21 protein-coding genes are annotated in these 19,023 nt (G+C 46.4%); 14 read left to right on the forward strand and 7 right to left on the reverse strand.

Features of this window, described 5'->3' with window-relative positions:
- Positions 1-115: 115 nt before the first annotated feature.
- Positions 116-754, forward strand: a complete 639-nt coding sequence (locus OWQ48_00745) for a hypothetical protein (protein MCY0867749.1) — start codon at positions 116-118, stop codon at positions 752-754.
- 10 nt (positions 755-764) lie between these two features.
- Here the strand turns inward: OWQ48_00745 and OWQ48_00750 are convergent, their stop codons facing one another.
- Positions 765-2,330 carry an oligosaccharide flippase family protein gene (locus tag OWQ48_00750; protein ID MCY0867750.1) on the reverse strand — a complete coding sequence of 522 codons (1,566 nt, stop codon included), beginning with the start codon at positions 2,328-2,330 and terminating at the stop codon, positions 765-767.
- 70 nt (positions 2,331-2,400) lie between these two features.
- On the opposite strand from OWQ48_00750, the gene OWQ48_00755 reads away from it, so the two are divergent.
- The 3 genes from OWQ48_00755 to OWQ48_00765 all read left to right on the forward strand — a co-directional run bounded on the left by OWQ48_00755 (position 2,401) and on the right by OWQ48_00765 (position 5,580).
- On the forward strand, positions 2,401-3,411 hold the full coding sequence (locus OWQ48_00755) for a thiamine-phosphate kinase (protein MCY0867751.1): 1,011 nt from the start codon (positions 2,401-2,403) through the stop codon (positions 3,409-3,411).
- A complete protein-coding gene (locus OWQ48_00760) occupies positions 3,389-4,246 on the forward strand; it encodes a dual specificity protein phosphatase family protein (protein ID MCY0867752.1) in 858 nt (285 codons plus the stop codon). Before OWQ48_00755 ends, OWQ48_00760 begins: the two co-directional genes overlap by 23 nt.
- Before the next feature lie 131 nt (positions 4,247-4,377).
- Entirely contained in the window at positions 4,378-5,580 is a 1,203-nt protein-coding gene (locus OWQ48_00765) for a hypothetical protein (GenBank protein MCY0867753.1), read from the forward strand.
- 38 nt (positions 5,581-5,618) lie between these two features.
- Here the strand turns inward: OWQ48_00765 and OWQ48_00770 are convergent, their stop codons facing one another.
- From OWQ48_00770 to OWQ48_00780, 3 genes are all read right to left on the reverse strand, one after another.
- The gene (locus OWQ48_00770) at positions 5,619-6,122 is read right to left on the reverse strand and encodes a mechanosensitive ion channel (protein ID MCY0867754.1); all 504 of its coding nucleotides are present in this window, start codon (positions 6,120-6,122) and stop codon (positions 5,619-5,621) included.
- Positions 6,122-6,244, reverse strand: a complete 123-nt coding sequence (locus OWQ48_00775) for a hypothetical protein (protein ID MCY0867755.1) — start codon at positions 6,242-6,244, stop codon at positions 6,122-6,124. Before OWQ48_00775 ends, OWQ48_00770 begins: the two co-directional genes overlap by 1 nt.
- A gap of 352 nt (positions 6,245-6,596) precedes the next feature.
- The gene (locus OWQ48_00780; GenBank protein MCY0867756.1) at positions 6,597-7,298 is read right to left on the reverse strand and encodes a VTT domain-containing protein; all 702 of its coding nucleotides are present in this window, start codon (positions 7,296-7,298) and stop codon (positions 6,597-6,599) included.
- 99 nt (positions 7,299-7,397) lie between these two features.
- On the opposite strand from OWQ48_00780, the gene OWQ48_00785 reads away from it, so the two are divergent.
- From OWQ48_00785 to OWQ48_00815, 7 genes are all read left to right on the forward strand, one after another.
- Positions 7,398-7,916 carry a DUF2299 family protein gene (locus OWQ48_00785; protein MCY0867757.1) on the forward strand — a complete coding sequence of 173 codons (519 nt, stop codon included), beginning with the start codon at positions 7,398-7,400 and terminating at the stop codon, positions 7,914-7,916.
- Between the two features lie 33 nt (positions 7,917-7,949).
- Positions 7,950-8,378 (forward strand): hypothetical protein, encoded by a 429-nt coding sequence (locus OWQ48_00790; protein MCY0867758.1) that lies wholly within the window; start codon positions 7,950-7,952, stop codon positions 8,376-8,378.
- Positions 8,379-8,454: 76 nt separating this feature from the next.
- On the forward strand, positions 8,455-8,811 hold the full coding sequence (locus OWQ48_00795; protein MCY0867759.1) for a helix-turn-helix domain-containing protein: 357 nt from the start codon (positions 8,455-8,457) through the stop codon (positions 8,809-8,811).
- A gap of 2 nt (positions 8,812-8,813) precedes the next feature.
- Positions 8,814-9,164 (forward strand): hypothetical protein, encoded by a 351-nt coding sequence (locus OWQ48_00800; protein MCY0867760.1) that lies wholly within the window; start codon positions 8,814-8,816, stop codon positions 9,162-9,164.
- On the forward strand, positions 9,165-10,682 hold the full coding sequence (locus tag OWQ48_00805) for a radical SAM protein (protein ID MCY0867761.1): 1,518 nt from the start codon (positions 9,165-9,167) through the stop codon (positions 10,680-10,682). It begins immediately after the preceding gene.
- A 55-nt stretch (positions 10,683-10,737) separates the two neighbouring features.
- Positions 10,738-12,258: a methionine--tRNA ligase gene (metG, locus tag OWQ48_00810; GenBank protein ID MCY0867762.1), complete on the forward strand. Its 1,521-nt coding sequence runs from the start codon at positions 10,738-10,740 to the stop codon at positions 12,256-12,258.
- On the forward strand, positions 12,245-13,237 hold the full coding sequence (locus tag OWQ48_00815) for an ROK family protein (GenBank protein MCY0867763.1): 993 nt from the start codon (positions 12,245-12,247) through the stop codon (positions 13,235-13,237). The genes metG and OWQ48_00815 overlap by 14 nt, the downstream gene beginning before the upstream one ends.
- Here the strand turns inward: OWQ48_00815 and OWQ48_00820 are convergent.
- On the reverse strand, positions 13,225-14,589 hold the full coding sequence (locus OWQ48_00820) for a hypothetical protein (protein MCY0867764.1): 1,365 nt from the start codon (positions 14,587-14,589) through the stop codon (positions 13,225-13,227). The two genes, OWQ48_00815 and OWQ48_00820, sit on opposite strands and share 13 nt — an antisense overlap.
- A 48-nt stretch (positions 14,590-14,637) precedes the next feature.
- On the opposite strand from OWQ48_00820, the gene OWQ48_00825 reads away from it, so the two are divergent.
- Positions 14,638-15,621, forward strand: a complete 984-nt coding sequence (locus OWQ48_00825) for an isoaspartyl peptidase/L-asparaginase (GenBank protein ID MCY0867765.1) — start codon at positions 14,638-14,640, stop codon at positions 15,619-15,621.
- On the forward strand, positions 15,618-16,190 hold the full coding sequence (locus tag OWQ48_00830; GenBank protein ID MCY0867766.1) for an HAD hydrolase family protein: 573 nt from the start codon (positions 15,618-15,620) through the stop codon (positions 16,188-16,190). Before OWQ48_00825 ends, OWQ48_00830 begins: the two co-directional genes overlap by 4 nt.
- On the opposite strand, the gene OWQ48_00835 is transcribed toward OWQ48_00830, so the two are convergent.
- Positions 16,187-16,972 (reverse strand): ATP/GTP-binding protein, encoded by a 786-nt coding sequence (locus OWQ48_00835; GenBank protein MCY0867767.1) that lies wholly within the window; start codon positions 16,970-16,972, stop codon positions 16,187-16,189. The two genes, OWQ48_00830 and OWQ48_00835, sit on opposite strands and share 4 nt — an antisense overlap.
- A gap of 7 nt (positions 16,973-16,979) precedes the next feature.
- Positions 16,980-18,053, reverse strand: coding sequence for an AmmeMemoRadiSam system radical SAM enzyme (gene amrS, locus OWQ48_00840; protein MCY0867768.1), 1,074 nt, complete (start codon positions 18,051-18,053; stop codon positions 16,980-16,982).
- Between the two features lie 60 nt (positions 18,054-18,113).
- Between amrS and prs the strand changes: the two genes are divergently transcribed.
- The gene (gene prs, locus OWQ48_00845; protein MCY0867769.1) at positions 18,114-19,016 is read left to right on the forward strand and encodes a ribose-phosphate diphosphokinase; all 903 of its coding nucleotides are present in this window, start codon (positions 18,114-18,116) and stop codon (positions 19,014-19,016) included.
- Positions 19,017-19,023 lie beyond the last annotated feature (7 nt).

Genomic DNA, 19,023 nt, shown 5'->3' on the forward strand with positions numbered 1-19,023 from the left:
TACATTTTACCCACACGGTAGCCTCTAGTATACGCCACCCCCTTAATGAGAATTTAAAGCATTGTGAGCAAATATCAACTAGAGCAGGCATGATAGGTATGTCACTGGTGGTTTCATGGAGTTCACGGATCTCCTGGCAGTCCTAGCTCTATCTATTCTCGCTGGCGTAATGATTGTATGGTATTATTACTGGAGGAGGAGAATGCTCTGGTTAATGCATAGTATCGTGAAAACACTCGAAGAAGTCTTCAAGCCTGTTGATAAAAACTATGTGCTTCTCGGGTATCTCGTTGGCTTTAAATCCGAGTATAAGCTTGACTCCACCGGGGCAAAGAGGATCTACGCTAGGCTTCTACTTCTACCACACTACAGTCTACTCTACTACCCTATAGCTAGGCTTCTAACGAGCAAGGTTGACAGGCTGGATATTCTAGTTAAGGAACCTGGCTTGAAGCTAAGGAGGATGCATGTAGTGAAGCGTGGATGGCTCAGACTATTGAAGCAGGATGATTTGAGTGTAGAGGGCTTGAAAAGCGAGGTCTTTGAGCATGGTGGGGTCGAATACTATGTTTACTACGAGGATGGTAGAGATAGGGATATACTAGTCAGCTTAGTTAAGAATCACAGCGGCTATCTAAGGGTATCAAGCATACCTGAGGAGAACGCTATACTGATCACCATGAAAGCTGAGCCCGAGAATATCGTTCAGGCTGCAAAAGACCTAGTAGCATTAAAGAGGAGTTTCAGAGACTAGCTTTGAAAGGCTAGTCGCGTCTAGTGAGATCAGCTGCCTTCCTGTACAGCCATACTAGAATTCCCAGGATGGATCCCACCACTGGGATCCTCCTGGATAACGCTTCAAGCATTGCTACCTCAATACTACTTATGATGCCTATTAAGCCACCAACCACGGTGAATGCAATAGCGTATAGAGTGAAGCCTACTAGAGCCTGGGCGATATAGTACTGGAGGCTTAATGTAAGGTACCTGATGGGCATTAAGAGAGCTATGGATACCGCTAGTATCATGGAGACTCTTCTGAGTGAAGGATTCACCTTGTACTTGTAGCTACCGTAGTAAGCTAGTACGAGAGATGATACTAGAGGGTATAATCCCTGTGCTACCGCTATACCCTGTAACCTCATTACAAGTGAGAGTGGAAAAGCGAGTAGAAGCCCGGAGGACAGGATTGCAAGCCCGTAGAGTGCGAGAGGCTTCTTATCCTCGAGAATCCAGTAGATGGCCCCGTATACTGCTTGAATAGGCCATGCAATCATGCTTATAGACATGTATCTGAAGAATAAGGGTGCTAGAGTATAGCTTCTCCCGTAAACAGAGTATAGCAGGCTGTCAGCGAAGAAGAAGGCGTAAGCGGTTAAAGGCACTGCTAAAGCGAAAAGCACATCGAGTAGAACTACTGCTGTATCCCTGAACTGATCCCCTGCTCTCTTAGCTAGGAGGGGGGTGAGAGGAATGGCTAGTGAGCCGAGAACTGATGTCACAGCGCCGAGTAGTGCGCTAGCTGCATTATAGTTACCCACCTGCAAGTCCCCCTCCAGGCCGAGGTCTCGTGTAGTATATGCTACTAGGAAGCCTATCACTCTGTAAACTAGGAGGCCTGAAAGCCCAATCAAGTATATTGAGAGTGAGAGGGCCAGGAAATCCCTGGGCTTGAATGCAGGCGAGCACGAGCCTGCGATCTCGACTTCCCTAATCGATAGGAGGATGCATATGAGAGCCATTACTACGTATGTGGCTACGTGAGCTAGGATCACTCCTTGAACAGATAAACCCATTAGTAGAGCAGTTGACACTAGTATGAGCCTTAAGAGCGGGGCGAGTAGCTGGAGGAAACTTCTTAGAAAAGCCTTCTCGACGCCAGCATAGTAGGCTAGTGCAGCAGAGTACAGAGTTGAGGCAAGCGGGTATGGTGCTGTAGCAATGATTAAAGCATCTAATCCTTCCCGCTGAGCTAGTAGCACCCCGAGTTCCCTAGGATATAGTGCTATCAGGGCTAGTAGTATAGTGTTGATTGCTGAAAGTATTAGCAGCGAGAACCTATAGGAGTAGGCTGCTGTGCACTCGTCTCCTCGAGCTCTAGCAGTCGATACGTACCTGAACATCGATGAAGTAATACCTGGGTCAGAGATCGCTGAGAGAATAGAGGAGGGTAGGAGTGCTAGAGTGTAGATACCGTAGTTTGAGGGCCCCAAGCTCCTCGAGATAATCATCATTGTGGCTACTTGAAGAGCAACTTGAAGTATTGTTGAGAACCCGTATAAGACGGCTTGCGTAGCTGTATCAACGGCCTCGCCGTTACCCCTGCTCAAGTAGTCCACCTTAGCGAAAGTTAACTAAATATTACATCAGGATAAAAACAAATGCTGTAATGGTGGTTTAATGGGGAGGGTTCTCAGAGATCTCGGTGAGGAAAACGTTATAAGCATACTAGCTGGGAGATTATTGCAAGCCCCATCTATTACCGAGAACCTAGGCCATCCTGATGATGCAAGAGATATGCTTCCCAAGGGCCCTAGGATTATATATGCCTTGGATGCCTTCAGCATTCGGAGCCTTAAGCTACCGTGGAGAACGATGAGGGATGTAGGCTGGATGGCTTTAACTGGAGCAGTAAGCGACGTAGTAGCTAAAGGCGGCATTCCCTCTGTAGCTATGATAGGGCTGGGTCTGAGCGGCGAGATGACTGCTGAAGATGTAGAGGAGCTTGCAAGTGGTGTAAGAGAGGCTGGAGACTACTATAAGGTCAGGGTTACAGGTGGTGACACCAATGAGAGCAGGGATCCATGGATAGCAGTTTCAGTCATAGGCTTCACGACATGCAAGAAACCTCCACGTAGACGTGGCATTAAACCGGGGGATGTAGTAGTAGCTACAGGCTCCTATGGTGCAATGGGCTTTGTAGCACTCCACGGGTTAGAAGAAGCAGGCAGGCGTGAGTGGGTTGTAAGAGATACAAGGAGGAGTACGGTGAGAGTCGAGTTAGCAAACGTGATCATGGCAACCTACAGGTATATTCACTCCTCAATGGATGTAAGCGATGGCCTCGGCTATACATTAAGCCATATCTCCGAGTTAAACGGCTATGGGATAACCCTCAAGCAGCTACCCCACCACCCGGTTGAGCTGGAAGACTACTGTAGTGGTGACACTACATGCATGTGGAGACACGTGCTAGCTGGCGGTGAAGAGTACGGTGTAGTACTCTTCGTCGACGGATCTCGTGTCGACTACGTGACTAGGGAGCTAGACTACTACGAGATATCCTACAGCGTGATCGGTGTTGTCGAGGACCGCCCGCCCGGAGTATACATTAACAACTCTACTATACATGTTGCTAGATGGGATCAATTCAAAGGGTGGTGGAATAGTGAAGTGGATTCTAGAAGGTAAGCTGGCTCAATCACCAATGCCTCGATTAAGTGATATACCAAAGCTGGCACGGAGGTTCACAGGAATCGTTGTTCTCGCTGAAGCCAGCGAGTTACCCTTACACTACCTTGACACTCTAGCTGAGCACGGATTAGAGGTACTTCACGCTCCAACCAGGGACTTCCATCCAGTTGAACTACTCGACTTGCTGAAGGTAAGCATCTTCATTGAGAGACACATTGAGAAGGGTGGATCAGTTCTCGTGCACTGTATAGGTGGACTCGGTAGAAGTGGTGTTGCCACAGCATCATACCTAGTCTTTAAAGGCTATACTTCCTACGACGCTATACGTAAAGTGAGGAGTACTATACCAGGCTCTATTGAGAATCCCTGGCAGTCTAGAATGGTGAGAACTTATGAGGTGCTAGTAAACAAGCTCAGAGAACTAGGGCTGCTAGACACTATAGCTGAAGGAGTCCAGAGGCTTGAGAGAAGAATATATAGGCATGCATCTAAGGTACTACAGTTCCACATAGAACTCCATGATCCCCTCTACATCGACGAGGAATCCATGATACGTGGTTTAGCGAAGATTACTAGGAAATACATAATAGGGGAAGATAGAGGAGACTATGCCAACAGCGAGCTATGCCTGCCGGAGGCTTTAGACTACGATTACAGTAGCAGGGTTGTAACACTCTCCATCGACACTGTTGACAAACCCATTATAACACTACTATGTGATGATGACTGTAGCACCACTGTTAGAAAAGCTGGGGAATGCAGCAGGTATGTAGCGGAGATCATGGGGGGCGAGCCCGTCTTCAACTGGGGCTACTACACGGATTACGTTTAAGCTACTACGAGGTAAACGGAAGATAGGTTGCAGGTTCTTGCATCCTAGATTCTACGGGCCGATATCTTATTACCTAAGGCTCTTAAGCATTACCTATCTGGTATAGCTTACAACTCTGAGGAGGATGAAGAATGGATTTACCGCTGGCTGCTCTAAATAGGGGATTGTTCTCAATTATAGGCACACTTTTAAGTCTAATAGCTATCGTGTACCTGGGATTCGGTGTCGTAGAGCTGGGTGTACTAAACGCTTTAAACATCCTTGCCTACATCTTCGTGCTCCAACTAGCTGATAAGCTAGCTGACGCCGGCAGAATCAACTTATTGTGGCGTATAGGTGGTCTCTCAATGATTCTTCTTCACGTCTTAATATACCTCTCCATGGCGTTAAGCTCGAAGACATTAATTTACGTAGCTTCAGTAATCTATGCTGTGCTAATAGCTTCAGCAGGACTCGCCATCAACACTTACATATTCGAGTCTAGGAGTAGCTGGGAGTGGAATGCTGCGTTTGTTGAGACCTCTAGGTTTAGACTACTCTTCGAGGCGCTACTACTCTTCGCTATAGCTTATGCCAGCCTTAGAGTAGTTATCTCATCATACATATACTACGTGGCCCTACCAGCTACACTAGTCTACATGCTAAGCGGCTTAGTTATCCGTGAACCCTCACTGAAGATTGAGAGAATACACTATAGGCTTGAATCAATCATGTCGAAGGCAATGGTGTCTGTCGACGGCATTCTAGCCCTCTCATACATGGAGCTGGGGGGAGCAGTACCTATATCCACGAGGATATACATGGCTGCAACTGTTTCATCCGGGCTGGTTTTCACGGCTTTAACAGGCTTCAGGCTGGGCAGCGAGTACCTGTGGGTTCCTCTACCATTCCTCCTAATGAACGTTTTGAATCTAAGCATAGAGAACGTGTTGTTAATCTATAGTGCCGGCAGGCTAGTGGCATTCACTTTCTACACTCTCATCAGAAAGGATGTAGTGTTCAAGAAAAGCTTTCTTACATTCAGCATTATACTCAGGGTAGCAACAGTTCTAGCGTTAATTAGAACAAGTAGTGTTATAGTAATAGGATTATTTCTAGGGCTCATATACTTAACCAGCGACGTGATAGGTAGCAACTTATTCCTGATATTCGCTAAGAGTAGAGGTGGGTATGGTCTTGGTCTCTTCAATATAGTCAGCGAGATTGTAGGTCTTGTAGGCTCTATAACATCAGGATATGTGTTCGCGTCACTAGGGCCATCAAACACTATGTCCCTGATAGGAGCACTATTCCTGCTAGCTATGCCGGTTGCATTAAGATACCGGAGTGAATGAGGAAAGAAGATAAGGAAATCTCTTAGAGTTAAAACAAGCTAGGCTCTTTTCCTTATAACTATCTTCTGACCAATGATCATAGAGCTTGGTATTAGCACTTCTAAACCATCCTTTCTCTCTACAATTGTGAACATTGCTGAGACATCTTTAACTTTTACTTCGCTTTCACCAGCTACGTCTACTACATCGCCAATCCTGAAGGGTTTAGCTAGCAGTATGAACACGCCTGCTATAGCTTGCCCTAGAACCTGCTGGGTAGCAAAGCCTACGACTAAGCCTATGAAACCTCCGAGAGCTACACCTGCAGCACCACCTGCAACTCCTCCAGCGATACCAGCTAGCAGGCCTCCAAGCCCGAGTATCCTGATTAAGCTTCTAACAGCCGCGGCGGTGGATTCGTCATACTTACGCTTTAACATCACGTAGAAGGCTTGGGCTATAGCGTTAACTATAAGCCAGCCTAATACTAATAGCACTACTATGTAGACGTATACACTATAATCTTTTATTACTGCTAAGCCCTGCAGGCGTGTAGCGTTCACTAGTGCGTCAACACCCTGCGTGAAGAACCATTGGAGAACCCCATTACTATTACTGTGATTATAACGTATACTATTAGCTTACCCCATATTCCTCCGGTTGCTTTAGAGCCCTCCTTAGACACCATGTATCACCTCGAATACTACTAAAATATTGTTGTATAAGGCTTGTATACTTTAAAGGAGAAAATTTAACTAAAAGTGTTAACATACTTCGAATAACCGGCTAGGAGACCAGATAGCCTGAGTGATTTCAAGCTTCTAGTGGTCGGAGCCCGCTTTAATACTTCTCATTCATCGAGTGCTGCTCTCGATCTCCCGGGTTCCTCCTCATCCCATGTAGTATTAACGAGTTAATCCCATTAAATATTAAGTGTAAGGCCACCTGGCTTGCAAGTGCCTCTATTCACCTAGGGCCTGGTATCTCGAAGGCTATAGTGCAGATAAATTACCTAGTTAGGAGTGGGCTATCTAATCCTATACGACCCTGATTCTTTTAAGGAAGTGTTGTATCACGCTCGGTATTCTTAGTAGTGAAGTATAGGTTTCCTTGATTACGAGTTTTAACGCCTCCCTTAACCCCTTCTCCCTGGCTGTACTGCTTACTTTCACCCAGTCTATTGATCCAGTTACGTACATTATTACAAGCGTGATCACTATGTAAATGATTGTAGCTAGCCATGAAGGTAGCCCGGCATTCTCCTCGAAGAGAAATGAGAGGCTTCTCCCGAAAACTGCTGCCAGGAATGTTATAGTGAGCTTTCCCAGTAGAAGTGCGGTAAAGAATATTAGGATATTATATCCAGCGTAGCCGAGCGGTATGTAAACCACGTCGTCCGGTAGCGGCGTAGCTGCCACCAGGAGGACTGTTACGAAGAGAGCTTTGCTCTGCGTGCTCGCTAAGTAGGTGATATTCTCTTTGAACCTGCTCCTCGATCCAATGGAGCTTAAACTTCTACCAATCAAGTACACTATTATCTTCCCTAAGCTTGCTCCAAGAGCTGCTGATACAATAGTGAGAGCTAGTATCCTGGTATCCTGGATTCTCGTGAAGACTGGTATCAGCCAGAAGAGATATGGTATAGTAGAGTATGGTATAGCATTTGAAATCAGGGAGAGCATAAAGACTCCAATGTATCCTCCAGCCTTACTAAACCATTCTAAAAGCCACGCTAGCAAGTACTATTCCACCACTCTCAGTAATTTGGTAGCATTAACAGCTAGATAAATCTACAGGCTAATAAGGATGAAGAGTTATCACAAACCCTGGTGGCAAGCATGGTGTCTAAGGCTAGCGACATGATTAGTAGGTGGCTAATCGAGGAAACCTTCACGCTAAGGAGGCTTGAAGCACCCCCTGAAGCACGAATTAAATGGGGTATTAATGTTTCAACCCCGGGTTCTCCTGGAGTAAGCTTCACTATTGTGAATCCTGCTGACAGAGAGGATAGGTATGTGCTCACTCTTGCAATACTAGTATCCCCTGAGCACCTCAAGGAGCTCGAGAAGCTGAAGCCTGCTGACAGATTGAAGATTATGCACAGCATTCTATCTAGGGCTCTAGCCGTCTGCATCGACTGCAAGATCATGGTTCAACCAAATGTACTGAACCCTCAAGCTATAGTTGTCAACATGGATATCTTCGAGGATGAGGTAACTAGCTACGGAAAAGGATTCTTCCTTAGAACTGTATGGAGGCTTATAAACACTTATCTCTCAATAGTCTCAGGCTTCAACGAGTGGATGCCGATACTGCCTCCAGAAGCAGGCAGGCAGTCAACACAAACCTTTATATAGAATTGGTTTAATTTGATCTAAGGGGTGAAGTAGTTGAGTGGAAAACTCTGGCTCAGCCTGCTAACTCTTCTACTAGTATTATCAGTGATCTCCGCGGTAAGCGTTAATGCCCAGAGTAATGAGACTACTACAGCACAGGATGTTATGAACAAGATTCTAAGTAACCCCAAATCATACATGGTGATCCTAGTACAGTTTCTCCTGGGGCTTGCATTAGGCTACTTCTCGTTAAAGGTCATCAAGTACATTATAGCGCTGATACTAATAGTAGTCTTAGGCATAGCTCTCTCAATCTGGAGTATCGGCGGGGACATCTACGACTTCCTGACAAAAATAGCTGGGTACTCTAGTGAAATCGCAGATATTATTTGGCGTGTAGCAGTTGCACTAGGTCTTCTAACACTAGGACCTATAACTGTCGGCTTCATAGCCGGCGCTATACTCGCGTGGATTAAAGGCTAGCACTGTAACTCTAAAGCTGCAAGGTTTTATTCCCTTTCGATCATTTTGATCGTTCCGAACGATCCGGTGGTTTTAATTGAGGGGCTTGAACTTGCTGCTCAGCCTTACTGGTTTAAAGCCCTCTATGGCGAGGATTCCAGCAGTCCTGATACTTAGTAGTAGAGAGTTAAGCTTGAGTGAACTATGTGAGGCAACAGGCCATACTAAGAGCATGATTTCAGAGATAATGAGTGTTCTCGAAGCTAGAGGGCTGGTTGAAGCTAGCAGGGTTAAGAGAAGAGTGAGCTACAGGGTTAGAGTGGATGCTCTAAGAAAGCTTATCGAGGAGCACTTAGAGAAGCTTGGAAACGCCTTGGAAGACGCGTACAGGGAGAGCGGTCTCAGGGATTTCCACGAGATAGCTGAATCCATTAGGAGACGTAGAGGAGGATAAGCGTGACACAGAAGCATGAGGACTCAACAGTAATCCTCTTGTATTCTCTAAGCAGTGATGCATCTAGTGCTGCAAGAGAGATATACGGCTACATTGCTAGAAGTAAGACCCGAAAGGTAGTGTTAATCTTGCACAAAGAGCTAGAGGTAGATATCTATGAGTTAATGAGGGAGCTCGTGCTTATCAACCATGTGTACACTGTTTCAATGTACAGCTACTCAAGTAGGAGGGAGGCTCTTGAAGCAGCTTTCAGCAGCTTCTCTGGGAACTCTATCATAATCTTAGCTACAGGTAGCGACGCCGGAAAACTAGCTAGGGAACTCGAAGGGAAAGCTGTAGTCGAGGTGGCTTAATTGGGCTACGAGATAGTCATAACAACCGATAGAACAATGATGAGTAATCATCACGGCAAGGAGTTCCTGGGCTTCGTGGCAACAGGCCCGCCGATAGGGATGCCTGAATCACTATGGCTGGCTCTAGCAGCACCGAAGGTTAAAGTCGACAAGGAGGGAAGGCCGAGGGAAGCACCATACGGGATGAGGAAGATTGAAGCTGTATTAGTTGATGCAGGCTTCAATGCCGCTATAGTGGACCCGGATCATATAGCTAAGCACATTGACTCCATGCGTATATTAATGTTAAGCCATCACGACTACTTCGCCTATGGGCCTCCAAGTAGTGAATGGTGGAGTATAACAGGCTTAGAACCCGTGAATAGGAGAAGCTTTATAAGGTTCATGGAGAGCCCGGCTGTGAGAAAAGCGAAAGCAAAAGGTGTTAAGATTATAGCTGGAGGTCCAGCAGCATGGCAGTGGCTTTACGAGCCGGAGCTAATGGAGAAATGGGGGGTGGATACTGTAGTCGACGGCGAAGGCGAGAAAATAGTTGTTGAACTCGTGGAGAAAGCCTTGAGAAACGAGCCGCTACCACGCTACGTTTACGTGGGGGTTGACAACGCCCCCGGCGTCAACGAGATCCCGGTTATAAAGGGTGCCAGTGTTAACGGGCTGGTTGAAATCATGAGAGGGTGTCCGAGGGGATGTAAGTTCTGTAGTGTCACGCTGAGGCCTCTTAGATTCATTCCTCTCGACAAGATCCTAGCTGAAGTAGACGTAAACTTGAAAGCCGGATTGAAGGGTATCATACTTCACAGTGAGGACGTACTATTATATCATGCAGACGGTGTTAAACCAAGACCAGAGCCCATATTAAAGCTTCACAAGGAAGTACTCGATAGAATAGGCGGTAAGAGAAGCCTAGCATGGTCTCATGCAAGTCTAGCTGCAGTGAAGTACGCTGAGGATAACTACAAGCTGATATCAAAGCTTATGAGCGAGCTAGTGCTAAATGAACATAGAAGGTTCCTGGGAGTCGAGGTTGGAATAGAGACTGGAAGCGTGAGGCTGGCAAGAGAGATTATGAGGGCTAAGGCTTCACCCTACCCAGTTGAAAGCTGGCCCAAGGTAGTGGAGGATGCCTTTGCAATAATGCATGAAAACATGATTATACCGGCGGCAACAGTCATCCTTGGGATTCCAGGTGAAACACCCAGCGATGTCATGGAGACAGTAGAGTTGATTGAGAGACTTAAACCCTACCGTAGCATTATTGTTCCAATGTTCTTTGTGCCTATGGGTGCTTTAAAACAGAACAAGTGGTTTATGCGCGAGCATCTTAAACGAGAGCATATAGATGCACTGCTAGCAATGTTCAACCACACAATCTACTGGGCTGAGGAAATAGTGAATAGATTCTACTTTAATGAACCATACCACATGCCGCTTAAAGCACTCTTAAAGTACTTCATGAGGTATGTGAAGAAGCGTGTTAAAAAGTACATGGGGAAACTAGAAGAAATGATTAAAAGCTGAGTTCTCATCTAGTAGCCTATAGTAGCCTAAAACAGGACTGCTAGTGGCGGTTGACATGGAGGTATTCTACATAACTACGCCGATATATTACCCTAACGCCTCTCCCCATATAGGTCATGCCTACACAACAGTATTTGCTGACGTCATGGCTAGATTTAACAGGTTAATCGGCAATAGAGTATTCTTTCTAACCGGTAACGATGAGCATGGATTGAAGATTCAGAGGGTTGCCGAGAAAGCTGGCAAGAACCCCCAGGAGTTCGTTGACGAAATGGCAGAAGTCTATAAGAGATACTGGAGGATGCTGGATATCTCTAACGACTACTTCATCAGGACAACGGATCCACGCCACGAGAAAGCTGTGCAGGAAGCCTTTAACTACATATACAGTAAGGGGCTGATATACAAGGCTAGGTACGGGGGATACTACTGCGTGGACTGCGAGAAGTACTACTCGCCTGGAGAATATGCTCTCGTGGAGGGTAAACCCTACTGTCCAATACACAATAAGCCGTTAGAATATCTCGAGGAGGATACATACTACTTCAAGCTATCAGAGTTCAAGGAATACCTGCTGGATGTACTAGAGAACAAGGATATCGTGTACCCCCCTCAGTACGCTGGAGAGGTTGCATCAAAGATCAGGAATGAGGGTTTAAAGGATATCTCAGTGGCTAGACCTGTTGAGAGAGTTAGATGGGGTATTCCAGTCCCCTTCGATAGAAACTACGTGATATACGTCTGGTTTGATGCACTCATGAACTACCTCAGCGGGGTAGGTTACCTTGATGACAAAGAAAACCTTAAAGTCTACTGGCCCAGCGCCCACCATGTGATTGGAAAAGATATACTATGGTTCCATACAGCTGTATGGTTCTCGATCCTAAAAGCCCTCGACCTACCACCTCCAAGAAAAGTAATTGTTCACGGGTACCTGGTAAACAAGGGTTTAAAGATAGGGAAGAGTACTGGAAACGTTATATCGATCGAGGAGCTCGTAGCAAGATACCATAGTAGCGATGGAGTTAGATACCTGCTTTCAAGAATATTCAACATGGATAAGGATAGCGAGGTATCCTTCGAGCTCTTCGACAGCATTTACAACAGCGAGCTAGCCGATACCTACGGGAATCTAGCTAGAAGAGTTGGAATACTCGCAATGAAGAAAATGAATGGAAGAGTATACAGGAGAAGTATTGATAAGCCGGTAGTAGACATTGTAGAGGAGAATGTAAACGCTTACATTGATGCAATGAAGAGCTTCGAGGTCTCTAAGGCGCTTGAGCACGCTATGAATATAGCTAGATACGCTAATCAGTACATTAACGAAGTGAAGCCGTGGGAGAAGTCTAATCCTAGCAGGGAACTCTACGTGCTATTAGAGCTGATTAGAACTGTTGCAACCCTCCTCTACCCGTTCACACCTAACGCTTCACTAAAGCTAGCTTCATCCTTCGGCTTCGAGGTGAGAAACCCGTTAAAACTGGATCTTGGAGGCGTGGAGAGGTATACTGTCGCAGATGCACCAATACTCTTCAGGAAGGTGAGGGAGGAGGGTAGTAGTGGCGGCGGGTGAACCCAGGTATATAGCTGTGGATCTAGGTGCAACAAAGATTAGAGTAGCTATCTGCAGTAGAAGCAGGATACTCGACAAGAAGGTTATCCCGACACCGAGGACAGGAGGTAGCGAGATCATAGCTGAAACCATTGCATCACTAGTAAGAAGCGAGTGGGGGAATAAACTAAAGGATATTAACGCCGTCGGGGTAGCATCAATAGGGCCACTGGATTTAAAGAGAGGTGTAGTGGTTAAACCACCCAACCTACCCTTACTCAGAGAGATAAAGCTACTGGAGCCTCTGAGAGAGATGCTCGGAGTAAGAGTATATGTTGTTAACGATGCTGTTGCAGCAGCATGGGGTGAAAAGCACTTTGGATCCGGGGGTAGCGTGAGAAACCTGCTATACGTGACTCTGAGTACTGGTGTCGGTGGAGGAGTAATCGTAGATAACCACCTGCTTCTAGGTAAGAAGGGGAATGCCCACGAGATAGGCCATATAGTAGTCGACTACAACTCGGATCTTAGGTGTGGCTGCGGGGGCTACGGTCACTGGGAGGCTTATGCTGGAGGAGGAAACCTGCCTAGGGTTGCAAGATGGCTTCTCGGGAAAAACCCCGAGCTGTATAAGGGGAGCAAGCTAGCCGAGAGGATCACTAGAGGAGAGGAGGTGACCAGTATAGATATATTCGCGTACTACAGGAGTGGTGATCCCCTCTCATTGAAAACCGTGGAGCTCTTCATTAAAGCTACAGGAGCAGGTCTTGCCTCAGCTATAAACAGCTATGATCCAGAGCTTGTAGTGATTGGAGGAGGCGTCTTCCTCAATAATACTGATATACTACTAGAGCCTATCACAGCTGAAACTTTAAGGAATATTGTGACAGAGCCTCCATTAATAAAGCCGACAAGCCTCGGCGATGATGTAGGAGTCTATGGGGCTCTAGCTATAGCCGTGAACCCCCCACCGGAACTAGTGGATATTCAAGGTGTCTGAACAATTAGAGAGGCTTCAATTAATGCCGCAGTAGCCAAGAGTATCATACCAGCAAGAATAATCGTAAGATACTTTCTCTCCGAGCTAAGCCTTGTCACAGAGGATGCGAGGACAGCGTAGCCGGAAAGCTCTAGGATAGCGTAGGGGTGAATCATGAGTAGCAGTCCAGCTATTCTACTAGGCCAGTCGCTTAGCATTAATTTAAGCCCTATTACCACTCCAGCGTTAAACACTCCTGTAGAGAGCACTACCGACCCGAAGGGCGTAATAGAGGCTATTGAAGTATAGAAGTTGTTAAGAAATATCATTAACGTTAAATCCTGGAAGCTCAGGTTACGGAGCGATTCCCCTAGGCTCTCAATACTTCTACCTAGAAGTTCAGAGTAAACTCTATAGCCTACTACACCATTTACTACTCCGATAGCTAGAAGCAGGTACGCTAACCCTACGTTAAATACTAGTATGGATGAATACCTGTACTGCTTGATAGTAGTGTTCAACGAGAACCATAGGAGCCCGAGAGATGGTCCTGAGAGAATACTGATAGGAAAACCCATGTAAGAGTAGAGTATTGAGAGCCCGGCTACCAGTAGTATAGCTGAGATTACTCTTAAAGCACTCTCACCTCTCATCCCAGTACCCGCGGACTCACTGTAGGCTAGCGGGGCTGGCGGGTTAGGGTGGTTACCGTGCACTACGCTTACATGGTTGTTGAATAAACCTATGATCTTGAAGGCTAGGAGCGAGGTGTATAAACCCATGGATATTATGGATAATGCTAGATCCATGGCTATCGATGCACTACTATAATCTCTTACCCGGCTATAGCCTAGAAGAGTTCTCTCCTCCTCGATTACGTGTTTCACCAGCGCTCTCTTAACCATTACGAGGAGAACTAGATACCCTAGAACAGGCAGCATGAATACTAGCAGCATGCCTGTAACTGGTGAGGGGAGAGTAGAGGATTCTATAGCATTGCGCACATAGCTGAGAGCACCTTTAAAGTCTTTTCCCCGCGTGAAGTAGTATGCTGTAATACTGCTCTCGTAGAGATGCTTCTTAACTAATCGAAGCATATAGAATACGGATACTGTTGAAGAAGCCGTGAATGCGAGAAGTAAGGCTGCCACCGGGCTGAACAAGGGAGGGATGCTTAGATCTCTTAAATACACTTGAGTATAGTAGAGTGATGTCAACGTGAATAACGCTAGAAGCACTCCTGGTATCACGTGTAGTACCGGTTTCTCCTTATTGAAGGAGATTGCTGAGACAAGAGAACTTAATTCATCTTCACCCATGGATACCGTCCCCTTCAAACTGCAGTGTGCGGCCTCGAAACCTACTATAATCAAGTTGACTTTTATAATGTAAGTGGGATATACTACAGCTGGTGTAGGCTTATGGTTAAAGCCCTAGTTCTCCACGGTGGCGCCGGTAGCTGGAGAGATGAGAGAATAAGAGTTAAAGCTGAGGAAGTTGTAGGCGAGTGCACTAGAAGAGCGTGGAGCGTACTCGAGAGTCATGATAGCTCCCTGGACGCTGTGGTCGAGGCAGTTAAATGCATGGAGGACTCAGGCTACCTTAACGCTGGCTACGGTTCTACACTCGACTTGCTTGGGAATAGAAGCCTCGACGCCGGGCTTATGACGTCAACTGGGCTGTTAGGTGCTGTAGCAGCTGTAAGAAACGTGAGGAATCCTATACTGCTCGCTAGGATTGTAGCCGAGGAGACACCCCACATCCTACTAGCTGGAGATGAAGCTGAGATGCTTGCAAGATTAAAGGGGCTTCCACCGCTACCTCCACCTCCACAGCACGTGGTTGAAAGGTATGTTGAAGCTGTTAAACGTCTTCTAGGAGGCGAGGTTAAAGGGGAATACTATAGGAGGATACAGGAGTTCATCTCAAAGCACGCTAACATATACTTCAAGCTAGTTAGAGGAGTGCTGGATGTATTCGATACTGTTGGAGCAGTAGCTGTTGATGGCAAGGGGGTACTCGCAGCTGCAACAAGTACAGGAGGAGTCACCCTTAAGATACCTGGGAGGGTAGGGGATACACCTATACCAGGAGCCGGCTTCTACGCATCCAGGAATATTGCATGTAGTGCTACAGGTATCGGGGAGTACATTGTGAGATCAATGCCCTGCCTAAGACTAGACATGGAGGTGTCAGACGGGATTGGAGTAGAGGAGGCAGTTAAAAGAGTAATGAGCTACGTGGAGAGCTCTGTTGGATTAGATACCCTTGGCTTCATAGGTGTTAATAGTGATGGGAGAATACTCTACGCCTTCAACACTGAAGCTATGCTAGTCGGATATACAAGGGATGGAAGAGATATACGGGTTGCATCAACTCATCCAGCTAAGATAGTGATAGTATGAAGTGTACTAGAGTAATAGCTGTAGACGTGGATGGAACACTCATACCAATCCTAGTAGACTTTGATGCTCTCCGAGAGAGAATTAGGAGCGAGCTAGGATTAAACCACGAGTTAAAGCCGCTTGGACTCGCGCTTTCAAAACTCCCTCTACCAGGCGAGGTTGAGCAGAGGGCATGGGAGATAATTGAGGAAGCCGAGTTGAATGCAGTACTGCTCTTAGACTCTGAGGCTGTTAGAGAGAACGTAGAGAAGGTTAAAGAGCTAGCATTAAATGGTTTTAAGATCATTATTGCAACTAATAGAAGCCTTAGAACACTATTACCGTTAATTGAGAAGCTGGGTTTAACAGGCTACATTAGTGAAAGCGTTACAAGAGACTACTCTATTGACAGGATTCAACAGCTAGTTTATCTGAAGGAGAAGTACGGCGAACTAGTGTTCATAGGTGATACAGTGTACGATGAAGAAGCCTCCAGGAAAGCCGACGTCTCCTTCATCAGGGTTAACTCCTATAAGGAGCTTGCAGGTGTTCTAGGAGAACTAGAGAAATTATGCAGGGAGACATGCTAGAGGACAGGGTTAGGCTCCTCGGTTAGGTAGTCTTCACCGCCGGCAAGTACTCTCTGTATCGCAGCGTAGAGGGAGTCGAAGCCTTCGCCTGAAACATTGGAGACCGGGACGACATCGAATACTAGTAGTTTTTCAAGGAGCACTGAGATCTCGGATTCATCCCATATTAAGCTAGCCTGCTTCTCGCGGGCTATATCACTGCTAAGAGCCTCAGGGTCACTCAGGGACTCCAGGATTCTTTCTAGTTCACCGCTATTAAGAACGTCTATCTTTGTTAGAACATTCACCTGCGGGTACCCTAGTCTAGCATGAGTTGATGCAGCGAGCAATAGAGCCGAGAACGCGTTGGATCCCTTAAGCAGGTATGTTGAATCCATTAAGTACAATGAGACCGCTTTAGCATCTTTAATAATTGATTCTAAGACTATTGGACCGGCATCTCTGAACGCGAAGAGCTCCATCTGCCCAGGCGTATCGATTACTATGTAGTTGGCTTTAAGACTCCATACTAGTTCTTCAAGCTCATGTATATTGGCTAGCAGCATGTCTATAGAGGCTAGTAGAGCTCCATTCGGGCCGAGACCCGTCTTCCTCATGACCTCTCTTGCATCCACATAGTCTCTGATATCCACGTCGGGCGTGTATGGTAGGGTCTCTACAGCTGGATCCAGGTTGACTGTTGCAGCGTCGAGCTCGTGGGATTCAAGATATGTTTGAAGCATGCTGGTCAGAGAGGTCTTGCCACTTCCAGCTGTCCCTAAAACCACTATGAAGTAAGGCATAGTGTTCTCACCAGTAGAATCTTCTTCTAGATGTATAGGGTTTACCAGTAAAGTTAAGCTTGTAGCCGCAGACAGGGCACTTGAAGTCTTCTCTAAGCTTCCACTCAATTATCGTAAAACCTGCTCTCCTAACAACCAGGGAGCCGCATCTCGGGCAGTATGTGTTCTCGAATGGATGGCCCCATACATTCCCGATATACACGTGTTTAAGCCCGGCTTCACGGGCTACTTTAACATGCTCTTCAAGTGTCTCCACTGGTGTAGGCGGTAGATCCTGCATGAGGAAGTCTGGGTGGAATCTTAGAAGGTGGAATGGTGTCTCCTCACCTAGATTTGAAGCTATCCATTCTGCGAGCCTCTTGGTATCCTCGACTCTATCCCCTACTCTAGGTACTACTAGGTTTGTCACCTCGATCCACCATCCCTGCTTCTTCATTTCTAGAATATTCTCGTATATAGGGCTGGGGTCAGGTACCCCCATGTACTTACGGTAGAATTCTCTGTTGCCTGAAGCCTTAAAGTCTACTGTTGCAGCATCCATTAGCCTGCCTAGTTTCCTCACAGCTTCAGGTGTCATGTATCCATTGGTGACCATTGTGTTGTATAATCCTTTATCCTTAGCCAACTTAGCTACGTCATACATGTACTCGAAGAAGATGGTGGGCTCGTTGTACGTGTAGCTTATCCCCTCACACCCCTCGCGGAGTGCCTCTTCGACTACCTCCCATGGCTCGTAGAGTTTACCGAAGATGCTTCCACGTCTAGTCTGGCTTAAAACCCAGTTCTGGCAGAACTTGCAGTAGAAGTTGCATCCTGCCGTTGAAATCGAGAATACACAGGAGCCTGGATTGAAGTGCATTAAAGGTTTTTTCTCAATAGGATCGGGGTTTGCTGCTGTAAGCAACCCGTAGACTAGAGTGTAGAGTCTTCCATTATAGTTGTATCTGACACCGCAAGCTCCGTAGGCTCCAGAAACAATAATACATCTCCTGCTGCAGAGATTACAGCGTACTCTTCCATCTCCCAGAGGCTCCCATAGGTCAGCTTCTTTAACCCACGGTAGCTCTAGTGAGAACTTCAATTTCAGCCATCCCAGTTCTTAATTAAAACCGATCCACCTTATTATAGGTGGGTGATACCTGTGCTTAAAGCCCTAGTCTTAGGGAACTATAGTGAAGGAGTAAGAATAGCTAGAAGCCTCGGCGTAGAGGTAGTTGGGCTTACAGAGAAGTTTTTCCCTGATGGAGAGCAGTACTTGAGGATCAATGAGCCGAGAGAAGTTGACGGGGAAGTAGTCTTAGTGATATCAACCATGTATCCAATGCAAGATCAAGCCTTCACTAAACTGCTTATAGCTGCGGATGCAGTGGCTAGAAGCAACGCCAGCGAAGTGGTGGGGGTTGTACCGTACATAGCTTACTCAAGGCAGGATAAAGAGTTCATGCCAGGTGAGCCGGTTTCAGCTCTAGTAGTCTTGAACGCTTTGAAGACGGCAGGCTACAGTAAGATCTTCACTGTAGACTTCCATAGTAATAGTCTTTTAAGCCTCACCCAGTCCTTCCTCGTTAACATCCACATCTCAGACCTCCTCGTTAAAGCTCTAGCGGAAGTGGTGGAGAACCCTGTGGTTATAGCACCTGATAAAGGCGCCTTAGAGAGGGCTAGGCTTGCAGCTGAAAGCATTAGCGCCGACTACGACCACCTAGTTAAGCTTAGAGATAAGGTTAGCGGGGAGGTCAGCTATACTCCTAGAGAGGTAAGTGTTAACGGTAGAGATGTAATACTAGTCGACGATATTATAAGCACCGGTGGGACTATTGCAGAGGCTTCTAGAATACTCTTAGCACAAGGTGCTCGAAGAATATACGTTGCAGCCTCGCACGGCCTGCTTGTAGGTGATGCTTTAACAAGAATAGCTAATGCTGGAGTCAAGAGGATTGTGCTAGCTAATACTCTAGGCGTGAGGATTCAAGACCCCCTAGTACAGTACATTGATGTATCCGATAGAATAGCTGCAGTTATTAGAGAAGTATTAGGAGTTTAAGCTACCC

This window comes from Desulfurococcus sp. (assembly GCA_026626905.1).
GTDB lineage: Archaea > Thermoproteota > Thermoprotei_A > Sulfolobales > Desulfurococcaceae > Desulfurococcus.

Bases quoted from the DNA above. Each gene is read 5' to 3' on its own strand.
- OWQ48_00825 (MCY0867765.1), top strand. From the start codon at position 14,638: ATGGTTAAAGCCCTAGTTCTCCACGGTGGCGCCGGTAGCTGGAGAGAT.
- OWQ48_00835 (MCY0867767.1), bottom strand. From the start codon at position 16,972: ATGCCTTACTTCATAGTGGTTTTAGGGACAGCTGGAAGTGGCAAGACC.
- OWQ48_00765 (MCY0867753.1), top strand. From the start codon at position 4,378: ATGGATTTACCGCTGGCTGCTCTAAATAGGGGATTGTTCTCAATTATA.
- OWQ48_00745 (MCY0867749.1), top strand. From the start codon at position 116: ATGGAGTTCACGGATCTCCTGGCAGTCCTAGCTCTATCTATTCTCGCT.
- OWQ48_00785 (MCY0867757.1), top strand. From the start codon at position 7,398: ATGGTGTCTAAGGCTAGCGACATGATTAGTAGGTGGCTAATCGAGGAA.
- metG (MCY0867762.1), top strand. From the start codon at position 10,738: ATGGAGGTATTCTACATAACTACGCCGATATATTACCCTAACGCCTCT.
- OWQ48_00830 (MCY0867766.1), top strand. From the start codon at position 15,618: ATGAAGTGTACTAGAGTAATAGCTGTAGACGTGGATGGAACACTCATA.
- OWQ48_00755 (MCY0867751.1), top strand. From the start codon at position 2,401: ATGGGGAGGGTTCTCAGAGATCTCGGTGAGGAAAACGTTATAAGCATA.